The 20,377-nt window shown below is 67.9% G+C and carries 21 protein-coding genes; 7 read left to right on the forward strand and 14 right to left on the reverse strand.

The features are described from left to right. Window position 1: 1 nt before the first annotated feature. The 11 genes from WBG79_RS17510 to WBG79_RS17560 all read right to left on the reverse strand — a co-directional run bounded on the left by WBG79_RS17510 (window position 2) and on the right by WBG79_RS17560 (window position 10,573). On the reverse strand, window positions 2-967 hold the full coding sequence (locus WBG79_RS17510; RefSeq protein WP_337358470.1) for a type II secretion system F family protein: 966 nt from the start codon (window positions 965-967) through the stop codon (window positions 2-4). Between the two features lie 11 nt (window positions 968-978). Further along, window positions 979-2,358, reverse strand: a complete 1,380-nt coding sequence (locus WBG79_RS17515) for a CpaF family protein (protein WP_337358471.1) — start codon at window positions 2,356-2,358, stop codon at window positions 979-981. A gap of 17 nt (window positions 2,359-2,375) precedes the next feature. Then, a complete protein-coding gene (locus WBG79_RS17520) occupies window positions 2,376-3,515 on the reverse strand; it encodes an AAA family ATPase (protein WP_337358472.1) in 1,140 nt (379 codons plus the stop codon). Window positions 3,516-3,541: 26 nt separating this feature from the next. Then, a complete protein-coding gene (locus WBG79_RS17525; RefSeq protein ID WP_337358473.1) occupies window positions 3,542-4,204 on the reverse strand; it encodes a TadE/TadG family type IV pilus assembly protein in 663 nt (220 codons plus the stop codon). Continuing rightward, a complete protein-coding gene (locus tag WBG79_RS17530) occupies window positions 4,197-4,682 on the reverse strand; it encodes a TadE/TadG family type IV pilus assembly protein (protein ID WP_337358474.1) in 486 nt (161 codons plus the stop codon). Before WBG79_RS17530 ends, WBG79_RS17525 begins: the two co-directional genes overlap by 8 nt. Before the next feature lie 8 nt (window positions 4,683-4,690). Beyond that, on the reverse strand, window positions 4,691-6,301 hold the full coding sequence (locus WBG79_RS17535) for a TadE/TadG family type IV pilus assembly protein (protein WP_337358475.1): 1,611 nt from the start codon (window positions 6,299-6,301) through the stop codon (window positions 4,691-4,693). A gap of 28 nt (window positions 6,302-6,329) precedes the next feature. Beyond that, a complete protein-coding gene (locus WBG79_RS17540; protein WP_337358476.1) occupies window positions 6,330-6,665 on the reverse strand; it encodes a hypothetical protein in 336 nt (111 codons plus the stop codon). Beyond that, window positions 6,652-8,124, reverse strand: coding sequence for a type II and III secretion system protein family protein (locus WBG79_RS17545; RefSeq protein WP_337358477.1), 1,473 nt, complete (start codon window positions 8,122-8,124; stop codon window positions 6,652-6,654). Before WBG79_RS17545 ends, WBG79_RS17540 begins: the two co-directional genes overlap by 14 nt. A 113-nt stretch (window positions 8,125-8,237) precedes the next feature. Next, window positions 8,238-9,239, reverse strand: a complete 1,002-nt coding sequence (gene cpaB, locus WBG79_RS17550) for a Flp pilus assembly protein CpaB (RefSeq protein ID WP_337358478.1) — start codon at window positions 9,237-9,239, stop codon at window positions 8,238-8,240. Between the two features lie 76 nt (window positions 9,240-9,315). Continuing rightward, window positions 9,316-9,489, reverse strand: a complete 174-nt coding sequence (locus WBG79_RS17555) for a Flp family type IVb pilin (protein WP_337358479.1) — start codon at window positions 9,487-9,489, stop codon at window positions 9,316-9,318. Between the two features lie 910 nt (window positions 9,490-10,399). Continuing rightward, window positions 10,400-10,573, reverse strand: coding sequence for a Flp family type IVb pilin (locus WBG79_RS17560; protein WP_337358480.1), 174 nt, complete (start codon window positions 10,571-10,573; stop codon window positions 10,400-10,402). A 342-nt stretch (window positions 10,574-10,915) separates the two neighbouring features. Between WBG79_RS17560 and WBG79_RS17565 the strand changes: the two genes are divergently transcribed. After that, window positions 10,916-11,455 (forward strand): hypothetical protein, encoded by a 540-nt coding sequence (locus tag WBG79_RS17565; protein WP_337358481.1) that lies wholly within the window; start codon window positions 10,916-10,918, stop codon window positions 11,453-11,455. A 13-nt stretch (window positions 11,456-11,468) separates the two neighbouring features. After that, window positions 11,469-11,957 carry an A24 family peptidase gene (locus WBG79_RS17570; protein WP_337358482.1) on the forward strand — a complete coding sequence of 163 codons (489 nt, stop codon included), beginning with the start codon at window positions 11,469-11,471 and terminating at the stop codon, window positions 11,955-11,957. A gap of 55 nt (window positions 11,958-12,012) precedes the next feature. Here the strand turns inward: WBG79_RS17570 and WBG79_RS17575 are convergent, their stop codons facing one another. Both WBG79_RS17575 and WBG79_RS17580 read right to left on the reverse strand, forming a co-directional pair. Further along, window positions 12,013-12,792, reverse strand: coding sequence for a sterol desaturase family protein (locus tag WBG79_RS17575; RefSeq protein ID WP_337358483.1), 780 nt, complete (start codon window positions 12,790-12,792; stop codon window positions 12,013-12,015). A 7-nt stretch (window positions 12,793-12,799) separates the two neighbouring features. Then, window positions 12,800-13,456: a methyltransferase family protein gene (locus WBG79_RS17580; protein WP_337358484.1), complete on the reverse strand. Its 657-nt coding sequence runs from the start codon at window positions 13,454-13,456 to the stop codon at window positions 12,800-12,802. Window positions 13,457-13,609: 153 nt separating this feature from the next. Here WBG79_RS17580 and WBG79_RS17585 point away from each other — a divergent pair, with 153 nt between their 5' ends. Then, window positions 13,610-14,620: a thermonuclease family protein gene (locus WBG79_RS17585; RefSeq protein WP_337358485.1), complete on the forward strand. Its 1,011-nt coding sequence runs from the start codon at window positions 13,610-13,612 to the stop codon at window positions 14,618-14,620. A 145-nt stretch (window positions 14,621-14,765) separates the two neighbouring features. Here the strand turns inward: WBG79_RS17585 and WBG79_RS17590 are convergent, their stop codons facing one another. Continuing rightward, window positions 14,766-16,535, reverse strand: coding sequence for a S8 family peptidase (locus WBG79_RS17590; protein ID WP_337358486.1), 1,770 nt, complete (start codon window positions 16,533-16,535; stop codon window positions 14,766-14,768). A gap of 470 nt (window positions 16,536-17,005) precedes the next feature. Here WBG79_RS17590 and WBG79_RS17595 point away from each other — a divergent pair, with 470 nt between their 5' ends. The 4 genes from WBG79_RS17595 to WBG79_RS17610 all read left to right on the forward strand — a co-directional run bounded on the left by WBG79_RS17595 (window position 17,006) and on the right by WBG79_RS17610 (window position 20,376). Continuing rightward, the gene (locus tag WBG79_RS17595; protein ID WP_337358487.1) at window positions 17,006-17,173 is read left to right on the forward strand and encodes a hypothetical protein; all 168 of its coding nucleotides are present in this window, start codon (window positions 17,006-17,008) and stop codon (window positions 17,171-17,173) included. A gap of 445 nt (window positions 17,174-17,618) precedes the next feature. Beyond that, window positions 17,619-18,071 (forward strand): c-type cytochrome, encoded by a 453-nt coding sequence (locus WBG79_RS17600; RefSeq protein WP_337358488.1) that lies wholly within the window; start codon window positions 17,619-17,621, stop codon window positions 18,069-18,071. Window positions 18,072-18,082: 11 nt separating this feature from the next. Beyond that, window positions 18,083-19,429 (forward strand): cbb3-type cytochrome c oxidase subunit I, encoded by a 1,347-nt coding sequence (locus WBG79_RS17605; protein ID WP_337358489.1) that lies wholly within the window; start codon window positions 18,083-18,085, stop codon window positions 19,427-19,429. 134 nt (window positions 19,430-19,563) lie between these two features. Then, the gene (locus tag WBG79_RS17610) at window positions 19,564-20,376 is read left to right on the forward strand and encodes a CbbQ/NirQ/NorQ/GpvN family protein (protein WP_443147478.1); all 813 of its coding nucleotides are present in this window, start codon (window positions 19,564-19,566) and stop codon (window positions 20,374-20,376) included. Window position 20,377 lies beyond the last annotated feature (1 nt).

Consider the following 20,377-nt stretch of genomic DNA (forward strand, 5'->3'; position numbering starts at 1 on the left):
GTCAAAACTTGAAGTTGACCATTCGATACATCACGAAGTCTCCGATCAGGCTCCACAGGAACGCCGCGACGAAGATCGGGATGATCAGGGGATGCCCCCACACTTCGCCGAAGAAGGTGGGGGCCACGAGGTGGATGACGCCAGCGATGATCCAGGGTGCCATCGACAGCGCAATCGCCGAGAAGCGACCTTCCGCCGAGAGCGACCGGACCTTGCGCTTGAGCTTGAAGCGGTCGCGGATGATGCGGGAGAGCTTCTCCAGCACTTCCGACAGATTGCCGCCCGTGGACGACTGGACGCTCACGGACGTGACGAAGAGGGCGAGGTCCTGGTGGCCGACCCGGAACTTCAGGTTGGCGAGCGCGGTCTCGAGCGGCAGGCCGTAGGTCACCTCGTCGACGACGAGGCCGAATTCGGTGCCGATCGGGTCGGGCATCTCGCGGGCCACCAGTCCGAACGCGATGGAAACCGGGTGGCCGGCCCTGAGGCTTCGCACGACGATGTCGAGGGCGTCCGGGAACTGCGCCGCGAAGGCCTCCTGGCGCCGGGAGCGCATGAAGGACAGCACGAGCCAGGGCAGGCTAACCGAGACGGCGATGCCGGTGCCGGCGGCCAGGAGCAGGTCGGCCTGCAGGACCCACACGACGAGCCCGATGGCGGCGCCGCCGGCCCCGATGATGAGCAGAAGCCGGGGAAGGCCGATCATCAGGCCCGATTGGGTGACCAGCCGGTCGAGGGCGCCGCCGCGCAGGTAGGTCTCGCCCTGTCCGCCGAGCCCGCGGCGCTTGCGCAGGTCGATGAGGACCTGCTCGCGGTCCTCGCCGGCTTCGAGCCGCCTCAGCCGCCTGTTGATGCCCGCACGCCGGGCGCTGTTGCGGATGAGCAGCTGGTAGACGAGGTCGGCCATGATGATCGCGGTGGCGATCCCGAAGGCATAGAAGAGGTAGACCGGATCGACGCCGAACACGATTCGCCTCCTCACAAGGGCCGGCTGGGATCGAACATGGACGTCGCGAGCTGAACGCCGTGAGCCTGCAGCTCCGCGACGATGCGCGGCCGCACGCCGGTCGCCTGGAAGTGCCCGCGAACGGTCCCGTCCTCTTCCGTGCCGGTGCGGTGGAAGCGGAAGATCTCCTGCATCTGGATGGTGTCCCCCTCCATGCCGGTCACCTCCGAGACGCTGACGCAGCGCCGCTTGCCGTCCGAGAAGCGCTGGAGCTGCACAACGAGGCGGATGGCGGCGACGATCTGGGAGCGGATGCTCGACGTCGACATGGACAGGCCCGCCATGCCGACCATCTGCTCGAGCCGCGCCATGGCGTCGCGCGGGGTGTTGGCGTGGATCGTCGAGAGCGAGCCCTCATGGCCGGTGTTCATGGCCTGGAGCATGTCGAAGGCTTCCTCGCCGCGGACCTCGCCGAGGATGATGCGGTCGGGGCGCATGCGCAGCGCGTTCTTGACGAGCTCCCGCTGCCGGATCTCGCCCTTGCCCTCCATGTTGGGCGGGCGCGTCTCGAGGCGTCCGACATGGGGCTGCTGGAGCTGCAGCTCGGCGGCGTCCTCGATGGTGAGAAGGCGCTCCTTCTCGGAGATGAAGTTCGACAGGGCGTTCAGCATCGTGGTCTTGCCCGAGCCCGTGCCGCCGGAGACCAGCAGGGTGGTCTTGGCGCGCACGGCGGCGGCGAGGAACTCGGCCATCTGCGGGCGCAGGGCGTCCACCTCGACGAGCCGCTCCATCGTGTAGGGACGCTTGGAGAACTTGCGGATCGAGACCAGCGGGCCGTCGACCGCCACGGGCCGTACGGCGACGTTGACGCGCGATCCGTCGGCCAGGCGGGCGTCGACCATCGGCGAGGACTCGTCGACGCGGCGGCCGATGGCCGAAACCATCTTGTTGATGACGCGCAGGAGGTGCTGCTCGTCCTTGAAGCGGACCGGGGTCGGTTCGAGGACGCCCGCGCGCTCCACGTAGATGGTGCGGTGGGTGTTGATCAGGATGTCGTTGATGGTCGGGTCCTTGAGGAGCGGCTCGAGCGGCCCGAGGCCGGTCATCTCATCCAGGACCTCGTCGATCAGGCCCTCGATCTCCTGGGCATTCAGGACCAGCCTCTCGCGGTCGACATAGTCCTGGACCATGGCGCCGACCTGGCGCCGCCGCTCCTGGTCGCCGACCTTCTCGATCGCCGACAGGTTGAGCTCGTCGATGAGAACTCCGTGCAGCTTGACGCGTTCGTCGAGCAGGCGGTCCTTCAGCACGATGGTGGGGTCGATGACCGGCTCGACGGGAACCGTCACGACGGGCCCGGCCCCACTGGGCTCGGGTTCGGCCTTCTGCCAGAAAGAGAAACGCCCACTCATTCACAATACTCCGGTACTCAGGCGTCGGACCCGAAAATCGCCGTCCGCAATTCCTTGCTGATCTTGTTGCCCGGCTGGACCTCGCGAAGGGTGAGGCCGCGGTCGATCGCCTCCTGGACCAGCGCGTAGTCGTTGGGGATGAACCCCGCGATCCGGTCGCCGAGCAGCTTGGCGGCGTCGGACTTGCGCGTGCCCGAGGAGAAGAAGCTGGTCTTGAAGCGGTTCACCAGCACCTTGGGGCGGACCCGGTCGCCGAAGCGGGACACCAGGGCGCGGACGAGCGCGTCGGTCGCGCGCAGCCCCGGGACCGTCATCTCGGTGACCAGATAGACTTCGTCCGAGCCGAGCATGATGGCGTCCGACCAGCTCTGCCAGGTGGCGGGGTGGTCGATCACGACGGTGTCGTAGGCGGACGCGGCCTGGTCGAGGATGGCGAGGACGGCGCGGTCGGAGGCGTGCCGGTTCTGGATCAGCGCGCGCGGCGCGGCGATCACCGCCACCCCCTTCGCATGGCGTGCGGTCATCACCCCCAGCATCTGGGAATCGAGGCGCTCCGGATGGGGCTCGATCTCGTCCAGGACGAGGCCGGGCTGCAGGTCGAGATACTCGGCGACTGCGCCGTTCTTGATGTGCAGGTCGACGATGCAGGCCGTGCCGCCCTTGCGGCGGTCGAGCGCCAGGCCGGCGGCCTCGATGGCGAGGGTCGTGCAGCCGACCCCGCCGGCGACCGGCATGAAGGTCAGGATGCGCGACCGCCGCTCGCCCCCGGCGATCTCGACGGAGCGGGCCGCGGCCATCACGGCCCTGGCGAGCTCTTCCGGCTCGACCGGCCTCAGGAAATGGTCGGAGACCTTCAGATGCAGGAGCTGCCGGCCCACCTTCTCGTCGAAGAAATTCGTGATCACCAGGACCGGGCAGGTGTGGACCGCGCGGGCCATCAGGCGCTGGAGCGCCAGGAAGGCGGCGTCGCTGCGGACGTCGAGGTCGACCAGCACCACGGTGCCGGGGCTGAGGTCAAGGCGCGCCTCGACGCGGTCGAGCGACCGGGGATAGATCACCACTTCGAGACCATGGGCGGGCAGCGCCGCCTTCAGCGCGCCGCCGAGCGCCGGGTCCTCGGTGACGAGGGCCAGGGCTCCGGACGTCTTGGAAGTCATGAATTTCGAAAAGAACATCGTCGGCCTCAGGAACTGGTCGCCAGGTCTTCGCCGGTCACGGTGGCGGTCAGCGGCGGCATGGTGATCGTGGTCAGTCTCGACAGGCCAGAGAGGAAGAAATAGCCGAAGGTCAGATTCCTCAGCTCCACCGTGACGGTCGGGACGGGCCCGCCGGGACGGCCGGCGAAGCCGAGGCCGGTGTGGGTGTAGACGACCCGGACGTTGGCGGGCGTCAGGCCGGGGAAGAAGTGGCACATGCCGATCTCGCGGGGCGAGGCGGGGGTGGCGGGACAGCTCGTCAGAGTCTCGTTGCCGTAGACGAGCCGGGCCATGGCGGCCGCGCTGTAGGTCCCGTTGGCGCAGGTGCCGCTCGTGTTGTTCGTCCCCGTGCAGGAGCGCTCCGCATAGGCGTTGGCGCCGCCGATCGCGATGGGCGTGCCCGGGGCGATTCCGCTGGCGAGGCCCGTGAAGCTCTTCAGGGTGCTGTCGACCGGCGTCGAGACGGCCGCCAGGCGGGCGCCCCGGTAGGCAGCCTTGGTGGCGGTGTTCCATTGCCAGAAGACGAGCGAGAACTCGATGATGCCCATCAGGATCAGCAGGAAGGGCACGAACACGATCGTGAATTCGAGGAAGGTGGCTCCCCGGTCCTCCTTGCCGAACCGTCGAACGAGCGCGCGCCAGCTATTCACCGATCGCCCTTTCCGTATGCGAGATGTTGAAGGTCAGGGTGCCCAGGCCGAGGAAGCTGAAAAAGCCGACGTTGGTGTAGGTGGGCGCCGCCTGCACGGTCAGAGTGCGCACGGTGCCGCCCCGGAGTGTGCCGGCCGCCACCGGGGTGGCGCAGGCCGGGAAGGTGACGTCGGCGCTGTTGAGCCAGGAGACCCGCTTGTTGCCGGTCGCGGTGATCTTCCCGTAGAGGACGATGTTGCGCGCGTAGTCCTGCTTGGTCGCGTCGGTGCAGCCGTCGTCGCTGCGGGCGAGGTAGCGGGCCGCGTCGCGTACGCCGGTCTGGATCAGGTGGTAGCCGTACAGGACGTTGCCGAACTCGAGCACGCCGAAGCCGAGCGCCGCCACGACCGGCAGGGCCACGACCGCCTCCAGCATGGCGGCGCCACGGTCGTCGCGCCGGAACCGATCGAGGAGAGGGAGGGGAAGTCGAGGGGCCATCGTCGGTCTCACCGGTAAAGCTGGACGATGTCGCGGGACATGTCGGTGTCCCGGTTCGCGCCGCCCTCGACGAGGTCGACCATCTCGGCATAGAGCGTGTCGTCGCTGGCCGCGTCCATGGGGCGGGTCACGAAGAGCTTGGCGAAGGCGACTGCCGGCAGGGGGCCGTTCGAGGCTCCCCGGATCTTGTTGGTCGCGTCGAGCTCCATGCAGTTCAGCATGGCGGCATAGATCAGTCGGCGATCCGGGCTGTCGTTGATGTCGGAGGGTGTCCGGTAGCACATCGGGACGCCGTTTTCGGTCTTGACGCCGCCACCGCCGCCGTTTCCGTTTCCGTTGCCCCCTCCATTGCCGTTCCCGGCCGCGACGCCGACCGAATTGACCCCGGTCCTGTTATTGTCGATCTCCCAACGGTAGACTTCGTAGCGGGACACGGGGCTCGGGCAATTGCCGGGACCCGTGCAGTTCCATGCAGCCGGCTTCGTAATGCCCGGCAGGTTGACGCTGAAGTAGCCGTTCACATCCCAGATGCCGTCGCCGATGCGGCCGGCCATGCTGGCGTTCATGCCCGAGGGCAGCGGACAGGTGTTGGTCGTGAAGCAGTTGTCCTCGGTCAGGGCGCGGGCGCCGGTCTGGGTGGTGTCGTAGCTCTGCGTGTTGCAGGTGTTGCCGACGTAGCCCTTGCGGACGTTCATGGCGGGGCGGTACTGCGGGTCGGTGACGTAGGTGTTGCTGCCGCCGTACCGGCCTTCGTAGAGGTCGAAGCGGACGTTGACGCCCTGTCGGATCGACGTGACCGAGCCGGTCTTCAGGGTCACACCGTTCTGGACGAAGCAGTAATCCGGCGAGACCTTGGCGAAGTCGTCGCGGAGGTCGTTGGCGCCGCTGCCGCTGGCGGACTCCAGGAATCCGAAGTTGCCCGGGAAGTACTGGGCCGCGTTGCCGTTGCCGCCATATTTCAGCTTGAGCAGGCGGCGCTTCCAGGCGGCGTCCTTGATGGCCGTAGTCAGGTCGACGCCGGAGCCCTCGAAGGGGTTGCAGATGAACATCGGCGTGAAGCTGCAGACCGCCTGGTCGAAGCCGGCGACCGCGGTGGCCGTGCTGGGGACCGTGCGGATCGACGCGGGAAGGATCGTGGTGAGGTTGGCCGGCGTGACGGTGACCTCGACGAAGCGCGCGATGCTCGGGTTCAGGACGCCGCCGGTGGTCGCCTCGTAGGAGGCGCCGATCGCGGTGCGGTCGTTGCCGGCGTTGCCGTCGAGGCCGGGCAGGCTCTTCAGGAACCGCCAGGTGACGGCGTTCGCGTCGACGTTCACCAGGGTGTCGGCGAAGCGGGCCTTGTTGGCGAGCAGGTTGCGGATCGCGGTCTCGGCGCGGGTGGTGGAATCGGCGCGACGGTCGAGCTCGGCGGCGCCGGCCAGGGCCAGCGAGTCGGCGGCCTGCTGGAGGGAGGTGCCGAGGTTGTAGAGGCGGCTCGCGTCGACGGCCAGGACGCCGAGGCCGATCAGGACCGGCAGCGTCATGGTGGCGTAGACGAAGACCGACCCGCGCTCCTCGCGACGGAACCGACGCAGGGTTTCGAGCACGACGCCGATACGGGCGAACAGGAAACCTGACATGGGTCACTCCGAACTCGTTACGCGAAGGCTATTCGGGGTTGCTGTTGCCAGCAGGCGGAGCGGTGTTGATCGGGGCGTTGATGACGATGCCCGGGGCCGGCGGGGCGTTGCGGACCGGGGGGATGACCTGCCCGGTCTTGTAGCGGGTGTAGGCGCCCTCCACGACGGTGCCGCTGGTGGCGATGCGGGTATCCACCGAGCCGCGCGGGTAGGGATCGATGACCTGCTGGGTGCGATTGAAGTAGATCGAATCGCCGGCGGAGGTCGTCACCCCTTCGGTGCGGTCGAGATACTGCGAACAGCCTCCCGCCAGCAGGGCGAGCAGCAGACCCGCGGCGCGGGCGACGGTCTCAACGCTTGGCATGGATCCGCCTCTTCTCATCCGCGGGGACATCGATGATGTGGCCGGAGAAGACCGGCCTGACGCCGCCGAAGTCGGCCGCACGGGCCTCCGGCGGGGTGAGCTCGGCCCGCCCGGCCGCGAAGACGTCGACGTCGTTGCCGACCACCCGGCTGTCGAACGGCGTCTTGGCGGTGACGCCCGGGCTCATGGGCCGGACGAGCCGCGGGGTGACCGTGATGACGAGCTCGGTCTCGTTCTTCTGGAAGGAGGTGGAGCGGAACAGGGCGCCGAGAACGGGCAGACTGCCGACCCAGGGGAGTTGCTCCAGAAGGGTCTCGGATCGAGTTTGCAGCAGCCCGGCGACGGCGAAGCTTTGTCCGTCCCTCAACTCGACCATGGTTTCGGTGCTGCGCTCCGTGATAGCGGGCTGCAGACCTCCATTGAGTGGCACAGCATTCGCGTAGTCCAGTTCCGAGACCGATGGCGCGATCTTCAGATTGACCAGCCCCGTGTCCAGAACCGTGGGTGTGAAAGCTAGCTTTACGCCATACTCCTTGTACTCGACGGTTCCTGGAGAGCCAAACGTGCCGGGTATAACAATCGGGATCTTACCCCCAGCAAAAAAGTTCGCCGGCTGTCCAGATAAAGCGATGAGGTTTGGTTCGGCCAAGCGGCGCGCAACGTTTTGATCTTCCAATGCACGGATCAGGAAATCGACATTAACTCCGTTAGCCACGAGGGACCCAAACACCCCTCCAAATGGAAGCGTGGTCGTTGTAGCAGCGCCTCTGTAAGTCCAGGTGCGATCTGATTCTGGGGGACCTCCGCGATTAGGAAGGAATGCAGCGCCACTTTTGCCTTGCAAGGCGGACCACCGAACACCTAACTGCCGCTCCGCGCTGCGATTCACCTCCACGAACCGCACCTCCAGCATCACCTGCTGGCTCGTGCCGACGCTCAGCGAATTGATCACGTCGGGGGCGAACTGGCGGGCGATGGTGAGGGCCTTGTCGAGGGAGGCGGCGTCGCGGACGGTGCCGGAGAGGATGACCTTGCCGTTGGCGGTGCCGACGCGGATGTTGGCGGTCGGGACCTGGGTCTTCAGCTCGGCGCCGAGGCGGCCGACGTCGTGGCTGACCTCCACCTCGATGACGCCGACCAGGTTCTTGGCGCGGTCGAAGACCGAGATGTTGGTGGTGCCGATCTTCTTGCCGAGCACGTAGAGGGTGCGGTCGGTCAGGGGCACCACGTCGGCGATCTCGGGGTCGCCGACCGTGATGTCCGTGAAGGCGCGCTCGATCTCGAGCGTCTCGGACTTGCCCTGGGAGACGCGCAGGTTGGAGAGCCGGTTCGCGGTCGAGACCTTGCGGGCCAGCGTCTGGGCGGCGGCCTCGCCGGGACCGAAGGCGGTGCCGCCGACCCCGGCCAGGAGGCCGGAGGCGACGGCGAGCGCGGCAAGGACCTTGACGCTGCGGGTCATGAGCGGTTTCGCCTGACTGCGGACGGGCGGCGCCGAGGCGGGCGCCGGGGCGAAAGCAAGGTACGGCACGGGTAGGCACCCCTTTCTGGAGTTGTCCGGCTGGACGCGCGCCCTCAGTTCTGGGGCACCGTGTATTCGTTGCGCTTGAGGCCGCGCAGCACGCCGACGGTCGCCATCGTGGGCTTCGAGGGGACGACCTCGGCCCGGGCCGCGGTGGCCGGCTGCTGGCGGCGGCGGAGCTCGTCGCCGACGCGGTCGATGCGCTCCTCGACGCCGCGCATGCGCTGGTCGAGGGCCGACTGGAACTTGTCGACGAGGTTCGGGTCCTCGGGCTTCTTGGCGACGTCCATGAAGGTCGGCTCGCCGAGATCCGAGACGGTGATGCGGCGGGTCGTCTCCGGGTTGACCTCGCCGGCGGGCCGCAGGATCAGCGACAGGGTGCCGACCGTCTGCGCCACCGAGATCTTCTGGGCCCCGACGGTGTTGACCTCGACGGTGACGGCCTTCACGACGGTCGGCTTCTCGGCCTTCTCGTCCGCCGTCTGGTCGACCGCCAGGACCTTGACGTTCTGCAGGACCACGTCGGACAGGGCGACCTGGCTGTCCTCCTTGCGCGCCTCGCGGGTCAGCATGACGTCGACCCGGTCGCCCGGCAGCACGAAGCCGCCGACGCCGAGGACGTCGTTGACGCGGATCGTCACGGCGCGCATGCCGTCGGCCACCATGGCGGAGAGCGTGGCGCGCTCGCCCGGGCCCGTGACCTTGGACTTGATGACGGCCTCGCCGGGCTCGATCGCCGCCAGGGCGACGCGGCGGGTCTTGCCGTCGAGAATATCCGAAACCTTTGCGAAGGAGCCCGCCGGCACGGCATCGCCGGGCCAGGTCACCTCGCGCAGCATCACCGGGGCGAGCTCGGTGCCGAAGCGCAGCGCGGTCGCGGCGACCACGACGGTCTTGCCGGCCACGGGCGCGGGCTGCTCGGGGCTCCCCATCTGCGCCGCGATCTGGCGGGCGCGCAGGTCGGCCTGGGTGTTGAGCCAGGTCTGGCCGAAGACGAGCGTCAGAGCCGAGAAGACGACTCCGAGCACGACCAGGACGATCGAGCGGAAACGCATCGGTACCCCCGGGAAAAAGCGAACTCAAACTGCGGCGAGGCGACCGCTCGGGCGGTCGCCTCGCAGATCGCTGGGATCACGGAGCCGGGTTGACGGCGGTGTTCAGCGAGACCCACTTGGTGTTCGCCCAGGTGCCGACGGCACCGACCGTGACGATGGAGACGGCGAGGATGATGCCGAGGAGCACGGTGTACTCGATGAAGGCAGCACCCTTCTCGTCGCGACGGAACTTTGCAATAAGCTTCGACATTACAGACTCCACTCTTATAACCAAAAGGCTGAGTTGCTACACCGCCTGGTAAGCGTGCTGCAACCGCCCCCGTTCCTGACTTGCACCGCCCGTGCGATCAAGTCGAGTGTATTAATATTTTGTTAAGCCGCTTCGGTCAACTTTCTGCTTTATCGTATTGTTTTTATCGTTAACTTGGCCGTATGGAAGATCTGTAACAGGCATGTTGTAATGTATACATATTAAACATCAGATTACGTGCTTCAATCTGATCGGATTAGATAATAAGTCTGTGCGAATGTGCAACCTTATACAGATCTTGGTTGCAAGGACTCGCAGCGATCGAGGGGTAAAAAACGTCTGGGGTCGGGAGGTTGCATACAGCTGCATTTCCCGGTTTGCGGCCCATCTGGGCAGCTTGCGTAAATTTACTCGGGCAACCCGGGCGCTTGGGTGGAACCATTCGGCCCCTCAAAGCGTTTTCGTCTCTTGTGTGTCATTTCGGTCCACCCGGTGTGATCGCCGTCGCATGACGCGGATCCGAGGTGGCCGTGGTAGTGGGGTGTGGCGTCCTGGCCATCTCTCTTGGCGCGCCACAGGGTCATGGGGTCCGTTGATGGTCCACCCGCCTCCGTGATCCGAGCGTCCGAGGTGGTGTCGCCGCCGCTCGAGAGGTGACGGACAGGGGCGTCGCGGCAATCCGCGCGGGCGAGCTCCGTGGCGACGTTCGCGGCAAGTCGCCAGGGCGTGGGCCATCGGCGGGGGCGGCATCACGGCCCTTCTGCTGCAAGGTCCGGTGGGCGCCAAAGTCTCAGATCAAGGCAAGCCCGGCTCGGGCGCGCGACCTGGGTGGTCAGACGGTGCGGCGGGAGAGATGGAACCGATCGTGCGGCGAGGCGACCACCCTGGCGGTCGCCTCGCAAGTACCGGATCATGGAGCCGGGTTCACGGCGGTGTTCAGCGAGACCCACTTGTCGTTTGCCCAGGTCCCGACAGCGCCGACCGTGACGATCGAGACGGCGAGGATGATGCCGAGAAGGACGGTGTACTCGATGAAGGCCGCACCCTTCTCTTCGCGACGGAACTTCGCAATAAGCTTCGCCATGAGATACTCCACTCTTGTCAACCAAACGTCATGGTGCTGGGGCCGTCCGGAAGGCGACCTGCAGCCGGCCCCGTTCTCGACTTGCATCGTCGGAGCGATCAAGTCGTAACCATTAATATTTTGTTAAGATGCTAGGGTCAACTTCCCTCAATAGCGTATTTTGATTATCATTAATCTGGACTTTTCTCTGGTTTATAACTGGAATTTCGATTTGTGTGCGATCATCCATTCAGATCATCTGCTCCAATGTGATCGGATTAACGAGTAAGAAACTTTTAATATCGAGTGGTGTAGATAGTTCATTCGAGGCTGGCCTCGCATGTCGCACTTTGGGGCACAGGGATGAACCATCGGGTTGCATACACCTGCATTTCCTGGTTTCCGGTCTGCTGCCTGGCCCTCGTCATTTTACTGGAGGTCGCGCTCGCCGGCCTGGGACCCTCCGCAGGATCCACGGCCTTCTGGGTCCTCGTGCGTCAATTCGGGTCCCTCTCGGGCGGCCTCGCGGCGCTGCTCTCCGGCGCCGGACTATCGGAGACGGCCGCACTCCCCCTCCTGCTCGCGCTTGGCATCTCGGCCTGCCCTACGCTCGGCGGGCGGAGCCTGCTGGTGCAGGCCGTCGCCACCCATCTGATCCTGATCGGCCTGGTGCTCCTCTTCCTGCAATGCCGCGGGCCGGGAGCGGTCCAGGGGGCGGGCATCGCGTTCGGGGACGTGGTCTACGCGGCCCGTCAGGGGACCTGGGCGCATGCGTTCCTGATCGTCTCGCTGCCGCTCATGGCGGTCTCCTGCCTGGCGAGCCATGCGGCGATCCTGTCGAGCAAGCCGGCCGGGAGCCGCCGCGCGGCGGCTTCGATCGGCCTCGCGGCCCAGCCGGCCTGAGCCCCCGCGCCCCGTGAGCCTCGCCCCCGCCGACGCGCTGATGTTCGCCGCCTTCATGGTCATCGGCTGCGCCGCGATCCTGTTCGACCTGCGCTCGCTCAGGATCCCGAACTGGATCTCGGCGGCGCTCGCGGCGCTGTTCCTGGTCTACGCGCTCGCCCACCTCGACATCGGGGCGGCGGCGCAGCGGCTCCTGCTGGCGGCCGTGGTCTTCGCGGTGGGCTTCGGGGCCTGGATGCTCGGGATCTTCGGGGCCGGGGACGTGAAGCTCCTCGCGGCCTATGCCCTGTGGCTGGGCCCGCAGGTCGCCGGCCCGTTCGCCCTGGTCATGCTGGGTCTGTCCTTCGCCATCTCGCTCGTCATGATCGTGCTGAAACACCTGCCGTGGCCGGCGGAGCGCGCGCCGCCCCGTTTCGTCCGCTACGCCAAGGACGGCACCGTGCCGTTCGGCCTCGCGATCGGCGGGGCCGGACTGGCGGTCGGGCCCCTGATCTTTTCGTGACGAAGGACTTTGTGCAGGAGTGCCCGGCGTTGGCGCGCGGCGCGGGGGCGCGGCCTCAGGTCCTGCGGGGCCGGAAGGGGTCGAGGGCCTGGGCGGCAAATCCCTCCGGCACCGGGTCGTCGGTCCCGTAGCGCGCGGGCAGGCGGTCGGAGCGGTAGGCGGTTCCGAAGACGTGGTCCCACAGGGAGAACTGACCGGCGAAGTTCCTGTCGTAGGCCTCGGGCTCGTTGGCGTGATGCCAGTGGTGGAAGACCGGCGAGGCGATGACGCGCTCCAGGGGGCCGAAGCGGATACTCACGTTCGCGTGGAGCAGGATCGAGTGCCACCCGTAGACGACCGCGAAGATGAGCAGGGCGGCCTCCGAGAAGCCGAGGGCATAGCAGGGGGCCAGCGAGACGGTCTTGGTGACGATCTGGTCGAGGGCGTGGACCCGGTGGGCGGCGAGCCAGTCGAGTTCCTCGATGCTGTGATGGATCCGATGGAAGCGCCAGAGCCAGGGGACGTGGTGGAACATCCGGTGCGCCCAGTAGAAGCCGAGGTCGCCGACGAGGAGCACGCCGATCACCTGGAGCCAGAGCGGACGGGACTGGACGAAGGTTCGGACGGACTCCGGGACGATCGCCGGCCCGGCAGCCAGGATCAGCATGATGATCCAGAAGAGGGCCGCCTTGATGAGCAGTCCGTTGAGGACGAGGTAGACGAGGTCGAGTCCGAAGCCCTTGCGCAGGGTCTTCTGGTCCGGGTGGAGCGGCAGGAGCGTCTCGAACGGGATGAAGATCAGGGCGAGCACGATCCCGCGCTGCAGGTCCAGGAAGCGCCAGAGCTCCTCGATCATGACCGGCTCACAGGAAGGGGGGGAGGACCCGGAAGCGGACCCGCTCCATGTAGCGACGGTAGTCCGGGTCCTGGGCGAGCACGCGCTCCTCGGCGATCATGCGGAAGTACAGCAGGATGAAGCCGAGCGGGATCACCAGCGCGTTCCAGAGCGTCGGACCGGAGAGCAGGAAGCCCGTCTGGCTGATCATGTAGCCGGCGTACATGGGGTGGCGGGTGACCGCGTAGGCGCCGCTCACCTTCAGGCCGCGGTTGGCCGCCACGATGCCGAAGCTGCGGCGCAGGGACAGCTTCGCGGCGATCTGGAACAGGAATCCGAACAGCATCAGGCCTAGGACGACCGGCACGGGGACCAGGCCCGGAGGCTCCGGCGGCACCGCCAGCAGAGGCATCAACGTGCCTCCGAAGCCGACGAGCCAGTCGAAGGGGCGCGTCGACAGGTGATCCGTCGGCCGTCTCGCCAGAATGAAGATCACCACGATGGTTTCCGAAACCAGGAAGAGGCCGGACGCGATATCCCCCTGGCCGATGACTGGGCCGGCAAGACGAGCCGCCAGAAAGAGGAGCAGGACCGAGGCGGCAATCTTCTCGAGGGCATCCAGTCGCCGAATGCGCTCTATCGGAACCTGCCTCTCGCGCACGAGGCCTTTGAGCAAAGCGGCCATCAATAGCTTCTCGATGAAAATGGATCGGAGGGAATAGAGGTAATAGATGCGAAACCATAAGGCAAAGCCTGCGTGGTCCGGTTGCCCGCTCGCCTGTGTTCATGGATAACGGGCGTGGCCGGGGGAAACGCCTGGGTTGGAGTGCGGTCGGCCATGGCGGCAGCGGGGCGGGTCTCGATCGTATGGACGGCGGCTGCGTCTCTCGTCGTGGTCGCCGCCGGCACCGTGGTCCTGGTTCTCGTCCGCCAGGCCGGGGCGGAGCGCGAGGCCGCCGCGGCGGCGGCGCGTGTCGCAGCGGCCGTGGAGCGCCGGGTCGCCGACGGGCCAGGCGGGCCGCGGGTCGCCGGGCGCAGTCTCCTGGACATGCCGACCGCATTGGACGGCGCCGCGCTCCGGACGCCGCTCGCCGATCCGCTGCTGTTCGAGGCGGGCTCCGCACCGGGCTCGGCGACGTTCCTGCGGCAGCCGCGTTGGCGCGCCCCGCTGGCCGCCTTCACCAGGCCGGACCCGTTCGTCGGGGGCGAACCGGTCGACGGGGCGTTCTCGTTGCCGAACCCCGAAGGCGCCATGGCGCTCGACCACCAGGGGCCGCTACGGGGCTTCTCGGGCCGGGAGCAGGGCTGGAGCCTCGGGCTCGACGGGGCGCCGGGACTCCCGCCGACGACGAGCCATGGGGCGGCCGGCGAGGAGACCGCAGGGCGCCCCGAGCCGGCCGCCCCAGCGGCCGAGCCGGTCTGGCAGTTCACCTCCCTGACGGCACCCCGGGCCGTCACAGGCGATACCCTTGCGGCGGAGGGGCGCGTCGTGCGGCTCGCCGGGATCCAGGCGCCCGGCCGCGGCGAGGTCTGCGTCGGGCTTGACGGCATCGTGGACCCCTGTGCGGAGCGGGCGCGCAGCTACCTGGAATTGCTGATCCGCTGGCGCACCGTCGAATGCCGGCTGGCCTCCGGCCCGTTCCGCCGGCAAATCGCCACGGCCTGCCGGGTGGGCGACCAGGATCTCGCGCGGATGATGGTCAGGACCGGATGGGCGCGCGCCGCACCGGGGGGCCCGCCGGCGCTCGGCGCACTGATGCGGGAGGCGCGGGCGAAGAACCTGGGGGTCTGGCGCCGGGCGGCCCCGGACGCCGTCGCCAGGTCGGGGGATCCGTCCTCCCCGGAATGAGGCGGTTTGTCTGGATCGTGTGTCTGACTCCGCGCCGCGACCACGCACCTGCCGCAGCTGAGTCAGTTCACCCGGTTCGGGTCGTACCACTTTCCAAGTAAAATCGGCTTCAACTCGGTTGACCCCCCGGGGCCGAGGCGCGGTTTCACCTCCTCGTCAGGGTCACGGTCCTGGTGCCCGTGCCGAGGCCATTGAGCGTGTTGAGGAAGCGGACCGTCGCCGTATAGGTGCCGGGGGCGAGTTGGCGGGCGGCGCTCGACTTGACGGAGAGTGTGACCGCGGTGCCGGAGGTGGTCGCGGTGCCGCTTGTGGGGGTGACCGAGAGCCAGCCCGGGAGCGTCGCGCCGTTGCCGTCGACCTTGAAGGAGACCGATCCGCCGACGCCCGTGAGCGTGTAGGTCATGCTCGACGGCGTGTAGCCGCCCTTGGAGCCGCCGGACACCGCGTAGTCGCCGGAGGGGCCGATGGCGAGCGACGGGTCCGGGGCAGGGGGCGGGGGCGGCGGCGGGGTCGCCGAGGCGAGGCTCGAGGCCGCCAGGTCGACGCGGATCCTCTGCTTCGTGTAGCCGGAATCGGCGATCGGCTTGCCGGTCACCTTGAGGGCGTCCTCGATCTGGTCCGCCGTGGCGGCCGGATTGGCGGTGCGCATGGCGGCGATCGAGCCGGCCACGTGCGGGGCCGCCATCGAGGTGCCGGATGCGTAGACGTAGCCGCTGCCGAGCGTCGCCGAATAGATGCTGGAGCCCGGCGCGTAGACGTCCGTCACGTCGCTGATGTTGCTGAAGGACGAGCGCAAGTCGGACTTGGTGGTCGACGACACCGTGATGGCGCTCGAGATGCAGCCGGGCGCCGAGACGCTGCCGATCGTGCTGTTGTTGCCGGCCGCGATGGCGGTGAGGATGCCGGCCGCGCGCAGGCTGTCGAGCGCGCTCTTCATGGCGCCGAAGCTGGAATCGCAGGCCGAGGCATAGAGCCCGCCGCCGACGCTGAGGTTCACGGCGCCGATCCGGGTCGAGCCGAAGGCGCCCGACGTGTCCTGCGTCAGCACCCATTGCAGGGCGGCGATGATGTCGCTCCAGTAGGCCGTCAGGCTTCCGCCGGCGTTGGTGAAGACCTGGACCGGAACCAGGGATCCGTTCAGGGCGGTGCCGGCCTTCGGGCTGGCGGTCAGGCGGTTCTGGCCGATGGCGATGCCGGAGACGTGGGTGCCGTGGAAGCAGCTGCTGCTGAGCGTGCTCGCGCAGGCCTCGGCGGCGCCCTGGCCCGTCTGGGTGGTGGCGCCGTTCGGGCAGAGCGTGCCCGAGGTGCTGCCGGCGCCCGAGAAGCAGGCCTCGCCCACGATCTTGCCGGTGAACATCGGGTGGCTGCGCTGGACGCCGGTGTCCAGCACCGCCACCGCGAAGCCGCTGCCGTCGGCCCCGGCGGTCCAGGCGGTCGTGGCGCCGATCAGCGGGGTGGACTGGTCGAGCTGGAGCGGGACGCCCTCGTCGACCTGGATCGATTCCACCTTCGGGTGATTGGCCAGCCGCTCCAGTTCGGCGAGGGTCGCCGGGAAGGCCAGCATCGGGAAGGTGTCGAAGCGGCGGACGCCGCGGCCCGGCTCGTCCGCCGGCGCGATGCCGGCGGCATCGCGGAGGACCTCGTCCTGCACGGACCGGGTCTCGGATCGCACCCTCGCCAGGCCGGGAGCGGTGCGCAGCGCGCTCTTCCAGTCGGGGGCCGCGGGCTTCAGCACGAGGATGACGCTGATCCGGCCGGCGGAGTCCTGCGCGAGCCGCGCGCGATCGAGGTCGGGAAACTTGGACTTCAGCTGGGCCGAGGCAGCCGGTGGCTGACGCTGTTGGGCGATCGACGGGCCGGTCGTCACGACACCGAGCGCGAGCGCAGCCAACAGCAGGGCACTTATCGACTTCATGAGCGCAACCCCCTTGTTCGGACCGGAGATTGACGCAGACCTGTTGAGGAGATGTTTGTCGCAGAACCGCGTTTTTCGTCAAACTGCCGCAAATGGGCGGGCGTGATTGCTGTACGGACGCCGGATAGCTCTACGGAACGGCGAGGACCTGTCCTTGGTCACGACCGCCGGCTCGTGGATGCTCGGCGTCCGCTCGAGGCGCGGTCCCGCCGTTCGCCGGGGAGGGGGCGGACCCCGCCCCGGTCCGGGGCGCCTCGCCACCTGCTCCTGACTGTTCGGTTCGACGGGTCCGCGCGATTGCCGGCTTTCCTGAGATTCGGCGCCGGCCGAAAGAAAAACCTGTGCAAGGCTTTCCATTCAGAGTGACACGGAGCCGGGAGGCCCTAGGGTGATCCGGACGGGTTTCCGTCCAATGCGTCTGGAGGCTGCCGCCCGGTGCGGGTGGGTGCTCGGACGGGCGGGAGCGATGCATGATCTTCTTCGCCAGGGTCCTGGACACCTATCCCCACGGCACGGCCTCGACCCTGGTCGTCGCCGTGGCGGTCACGGTTCTCTCGGCGGTCTCGGCCTGGGTCATGCAACGCGCCTTAGCGGAGTCGCGCAAGGGGACGAAGGACGGTTCCGACGAGCGGCCCTGACCTGGCGTCGCGCCGGACGTGACCGCTCCGGAGCGGCCCGCGGTTGCCCGCGGTGCTCGTTCGGCACGCCCGGAGCACCCTCGATCCCCGTCCTCCTTGCGCGCGGCGGAAGCCGGCATGCCCTCGCGCCCCGCAGCGCGACACCGGACGGCGTCGTGACCGGACCGGGCCGGTCGACGAGGGGGGCGGTAAGGCTTGACATTTGATCAGGCGCCGGCCCGTTCGCGTGGAGATAGTGCGGCCGATCGGGCGCCACCTGCCCTGCACGCAACGGCGCGTGCGGGTCCGCCGGACCAGCCTCGCGCCCAGGCGGCCGCGAGACGAGCACGTGGCTGTTTGCTCTCCAACAACGAAGCCATGGCGCGATCCTCGCAGAGAGGGGGCGCCAAACCAGTCGACCATGCACGGGGGTCTCGATGATCTACTGTCCAGGGAGCGTCCAGCCATGAGCGAACGCTTCACCAAGTCCGCCGCCCGGAACATCTTCTACGGTGGCTCGGGCTTTTTCTTCCTGGTCTTCCTGAGCCTGACGGCCCAGAGCCACTGGCACATCCTCAACCGGTCCACCGACACGGCGACGCTGTCGCCGAGCGTGGTGAACGGCAAGACGATCTGGGAGAAGAACGCCTGCATCAACTGCCACTCCTTGCTCGGCGAAGGCGCCTATTTCGCGCCGGAGCTCGGCAACGTGTGGGTCCGCTACGGCGGCAAGAAGGATCCGAAGGGCGCGCGCGAGAGCCTGATCGCCTGGATCCAGTCGCAGCCGACCGGGATCGAGGGACGCCGGCAGATGCCGCACTTCAATCTCAGCGACCAGGATCTCAACGACCTCGTCGATTTCCTCGAATGGACCAGCCGCATCAATACTCAGGGCTGGCCCCCGAACGACGCCGGCTGAGGAGGCCAGCCATGAAATATGCATCCCAACGCGTGGCCTACTGGTACTTTGCCGGCGCCATGGTTCTCTTCGCCGTCCAGATCCTGGCCGGCGCGCTCGCCGGCACGGTCTACGTGAAGCCGAACCTGTTGTCCGAGCTCCTGCCCTTCAACATCATCCGGATGATCCACACCAATGCGCTGATCGTCTGGCTCCTGATGGGCTTCTTCGGCTGCGCATACTACCTCGTCCCCGAGGAGGCCGAGCGCGACATCGAGAGCCCGACGCTCGCCTACGTGCAGCTCGGCCTGCTGATGGCCGGGGCGCTGTCGGCGGTGGCCGGCTACACGCTGCGCATCCACGAGGGCCGCGAGTTCCTGGAGCAGCCGCTGTGGATCAAGGCGGCGATCGTCGTGGTCGCCCTGATCTTCCTCTACAACGTCTCCATGACGGTCCTGAAGGGCCGGCGGACGGCGGTGACCAGCGTGCTCCTGCTCGGGCTCTGGGGCATCGCGGTGTTCTGGCTGTTCGCCTTCTACACGCCGTCCAACATTGCGCTCGACAAGATCTACTGGTGGTACATCGTCCACCTCTGGGTCGAGGGCGTGTGGGAACTGGTGATGGCCTCGGTGCTCGCCTTCCTGATGATCAAGATGACGGGCGTCGACCGCGAAGTCATCGAGAAGTGGCTCTACTCGATCGTCGGGCTCGCCCTCTTCTCGGGTCTGCTCGGCACCGGCCACCACTACTACTGGATCGGCGCCCCGGGCTACTGGCAGTGGATCGGCTCGATCTTCTCGGCGCTCGAGATCGCCCCCTTCTTCGCGATGGTGATCTTTGCCTTCTCGATGATGTTCCGCGGCCGCCGCGACCATCCGAACCGGGCCGCCATGCTGTGGTCCCTCGGCTGCACGGTCGGGGCCTTCTTCGGCGCGGGCATCTGGGGCTTCATGCACACGCTGAGCTTCGTGAACTACTACAGCCACGGCACCCAGGTCACCGCCGCGCACGGCCACCTCGCTTTCTTCGGCGCCTATGTGATGCTGAACCTGGCGCTGATCTCCTACGCGATGCCGTATCTCCGGGGCCGGCAGCCCTATGGGCAGACCCTCAACATGCTGTCCTTCTGGCTGATGACGACCGGGATGGCGGTGATGACCTTCGCGCTCACCTTCGCGGGCGCCATCCAGATCCACCTGCAGCGCGTCCTGGGCATGGGCTACATGGAGGTGCAGGACCAGATCGCCCCGTTCTACTGGGTCCGGCTCGGAGCCGGGGTGGTCGTGGCCGTGGCCGCCGTGCTCTACATCTGGTCGGTCTTCGGCCCGGTGCCGGCGCGCAAGGCCGTGCCGCTCGGCGCGATGCAGCCGGCGGAATGAGCGAGCGGGCGCCGGCCCGCCCGGCGCCCCCTCGTCGCTGCCGCCGCCGGCTCCCGCCGGCGGCATTCCTCCCCGGACCGGCCGGCCGCCGGTCCGCGGCCCCTCATCCCCGATCCCGTCCCCGGAGTTCCCCGATGACCGCGATGCCCCGGCCACAGCCGAGCCTGCTCGGCGCCGTTCCCTACTACGCGCCCGCGGGCGCCGAATGCACGCTCTTCGAGCACGCCTGGCGCAATCGCCTGCCGGTGCTCCTCAAGGGCCCGACGGGCTGCGGCAAGACCCGTTTCGTCGCCCACATGGCCGCCAGGCTCGGCCGTCCTCTCTATACGGTCTCGTGCCACGACGACCTGACGGCGGCGGACCTGACCGGGCGCCACCTCCTGAAGGGCGGCGAGACCGTCTGGGTCGACGGGCCGCTGACGCGCGCCGTTCGGGAAGGCGCCATCGTGTATCTCGACGAGGTCGTCGAGGCGCGCAAGGACGTCACGGTCGTCCTGCACCCGGTCACCGACGACCGGCGCGTGCTGCCGCTGGAGCGGACCGGCGAACTCCTCAAGGCGCCGCCGGAGTTCATGATCGTGGTCTCGTACAACCCGGGCTACCAGAACGTCCTCAAGGCGCTGAAGCCGTCGACCCGCCAGCGTTTCGTGGCGCTCGAGTTCGGCTTCCCGGCTCCGGAGGTCGAGGCCGAGATCGTCGCGGCCGAAAGCGGGCTGCCGAAGGACCGGTGCCTGCCGCTCGTCAGGGTCGCCAACGCGCTGCGCGGCCTCAAGGACCAGGACCTCGAAGAGGGGGCCTCGACCCGCCTCGTCGTCTACGCCGCGACCCTGATCCGCGACGGCGTGAAGCCGGCGCTCGCCCTCGAGGCGGCGCTCCTGCAGCCGCTGACCGACGACCCGCAGGTCCTGCAGGCGCTCGCCCGCGTCGCCGACATCGCGCTCGGGTGAT

Origin of the sequence: Prosthecomicrobium sp. N25, from assembly GCF_037203705.1 — a bacterium.
Taxonomy (GTDB): Bacteria; Pseudomonadota; Alphaproteobacteria; order Rhizobiales; family Ancalomicrobiaceae; genus Prosthecodimorpha.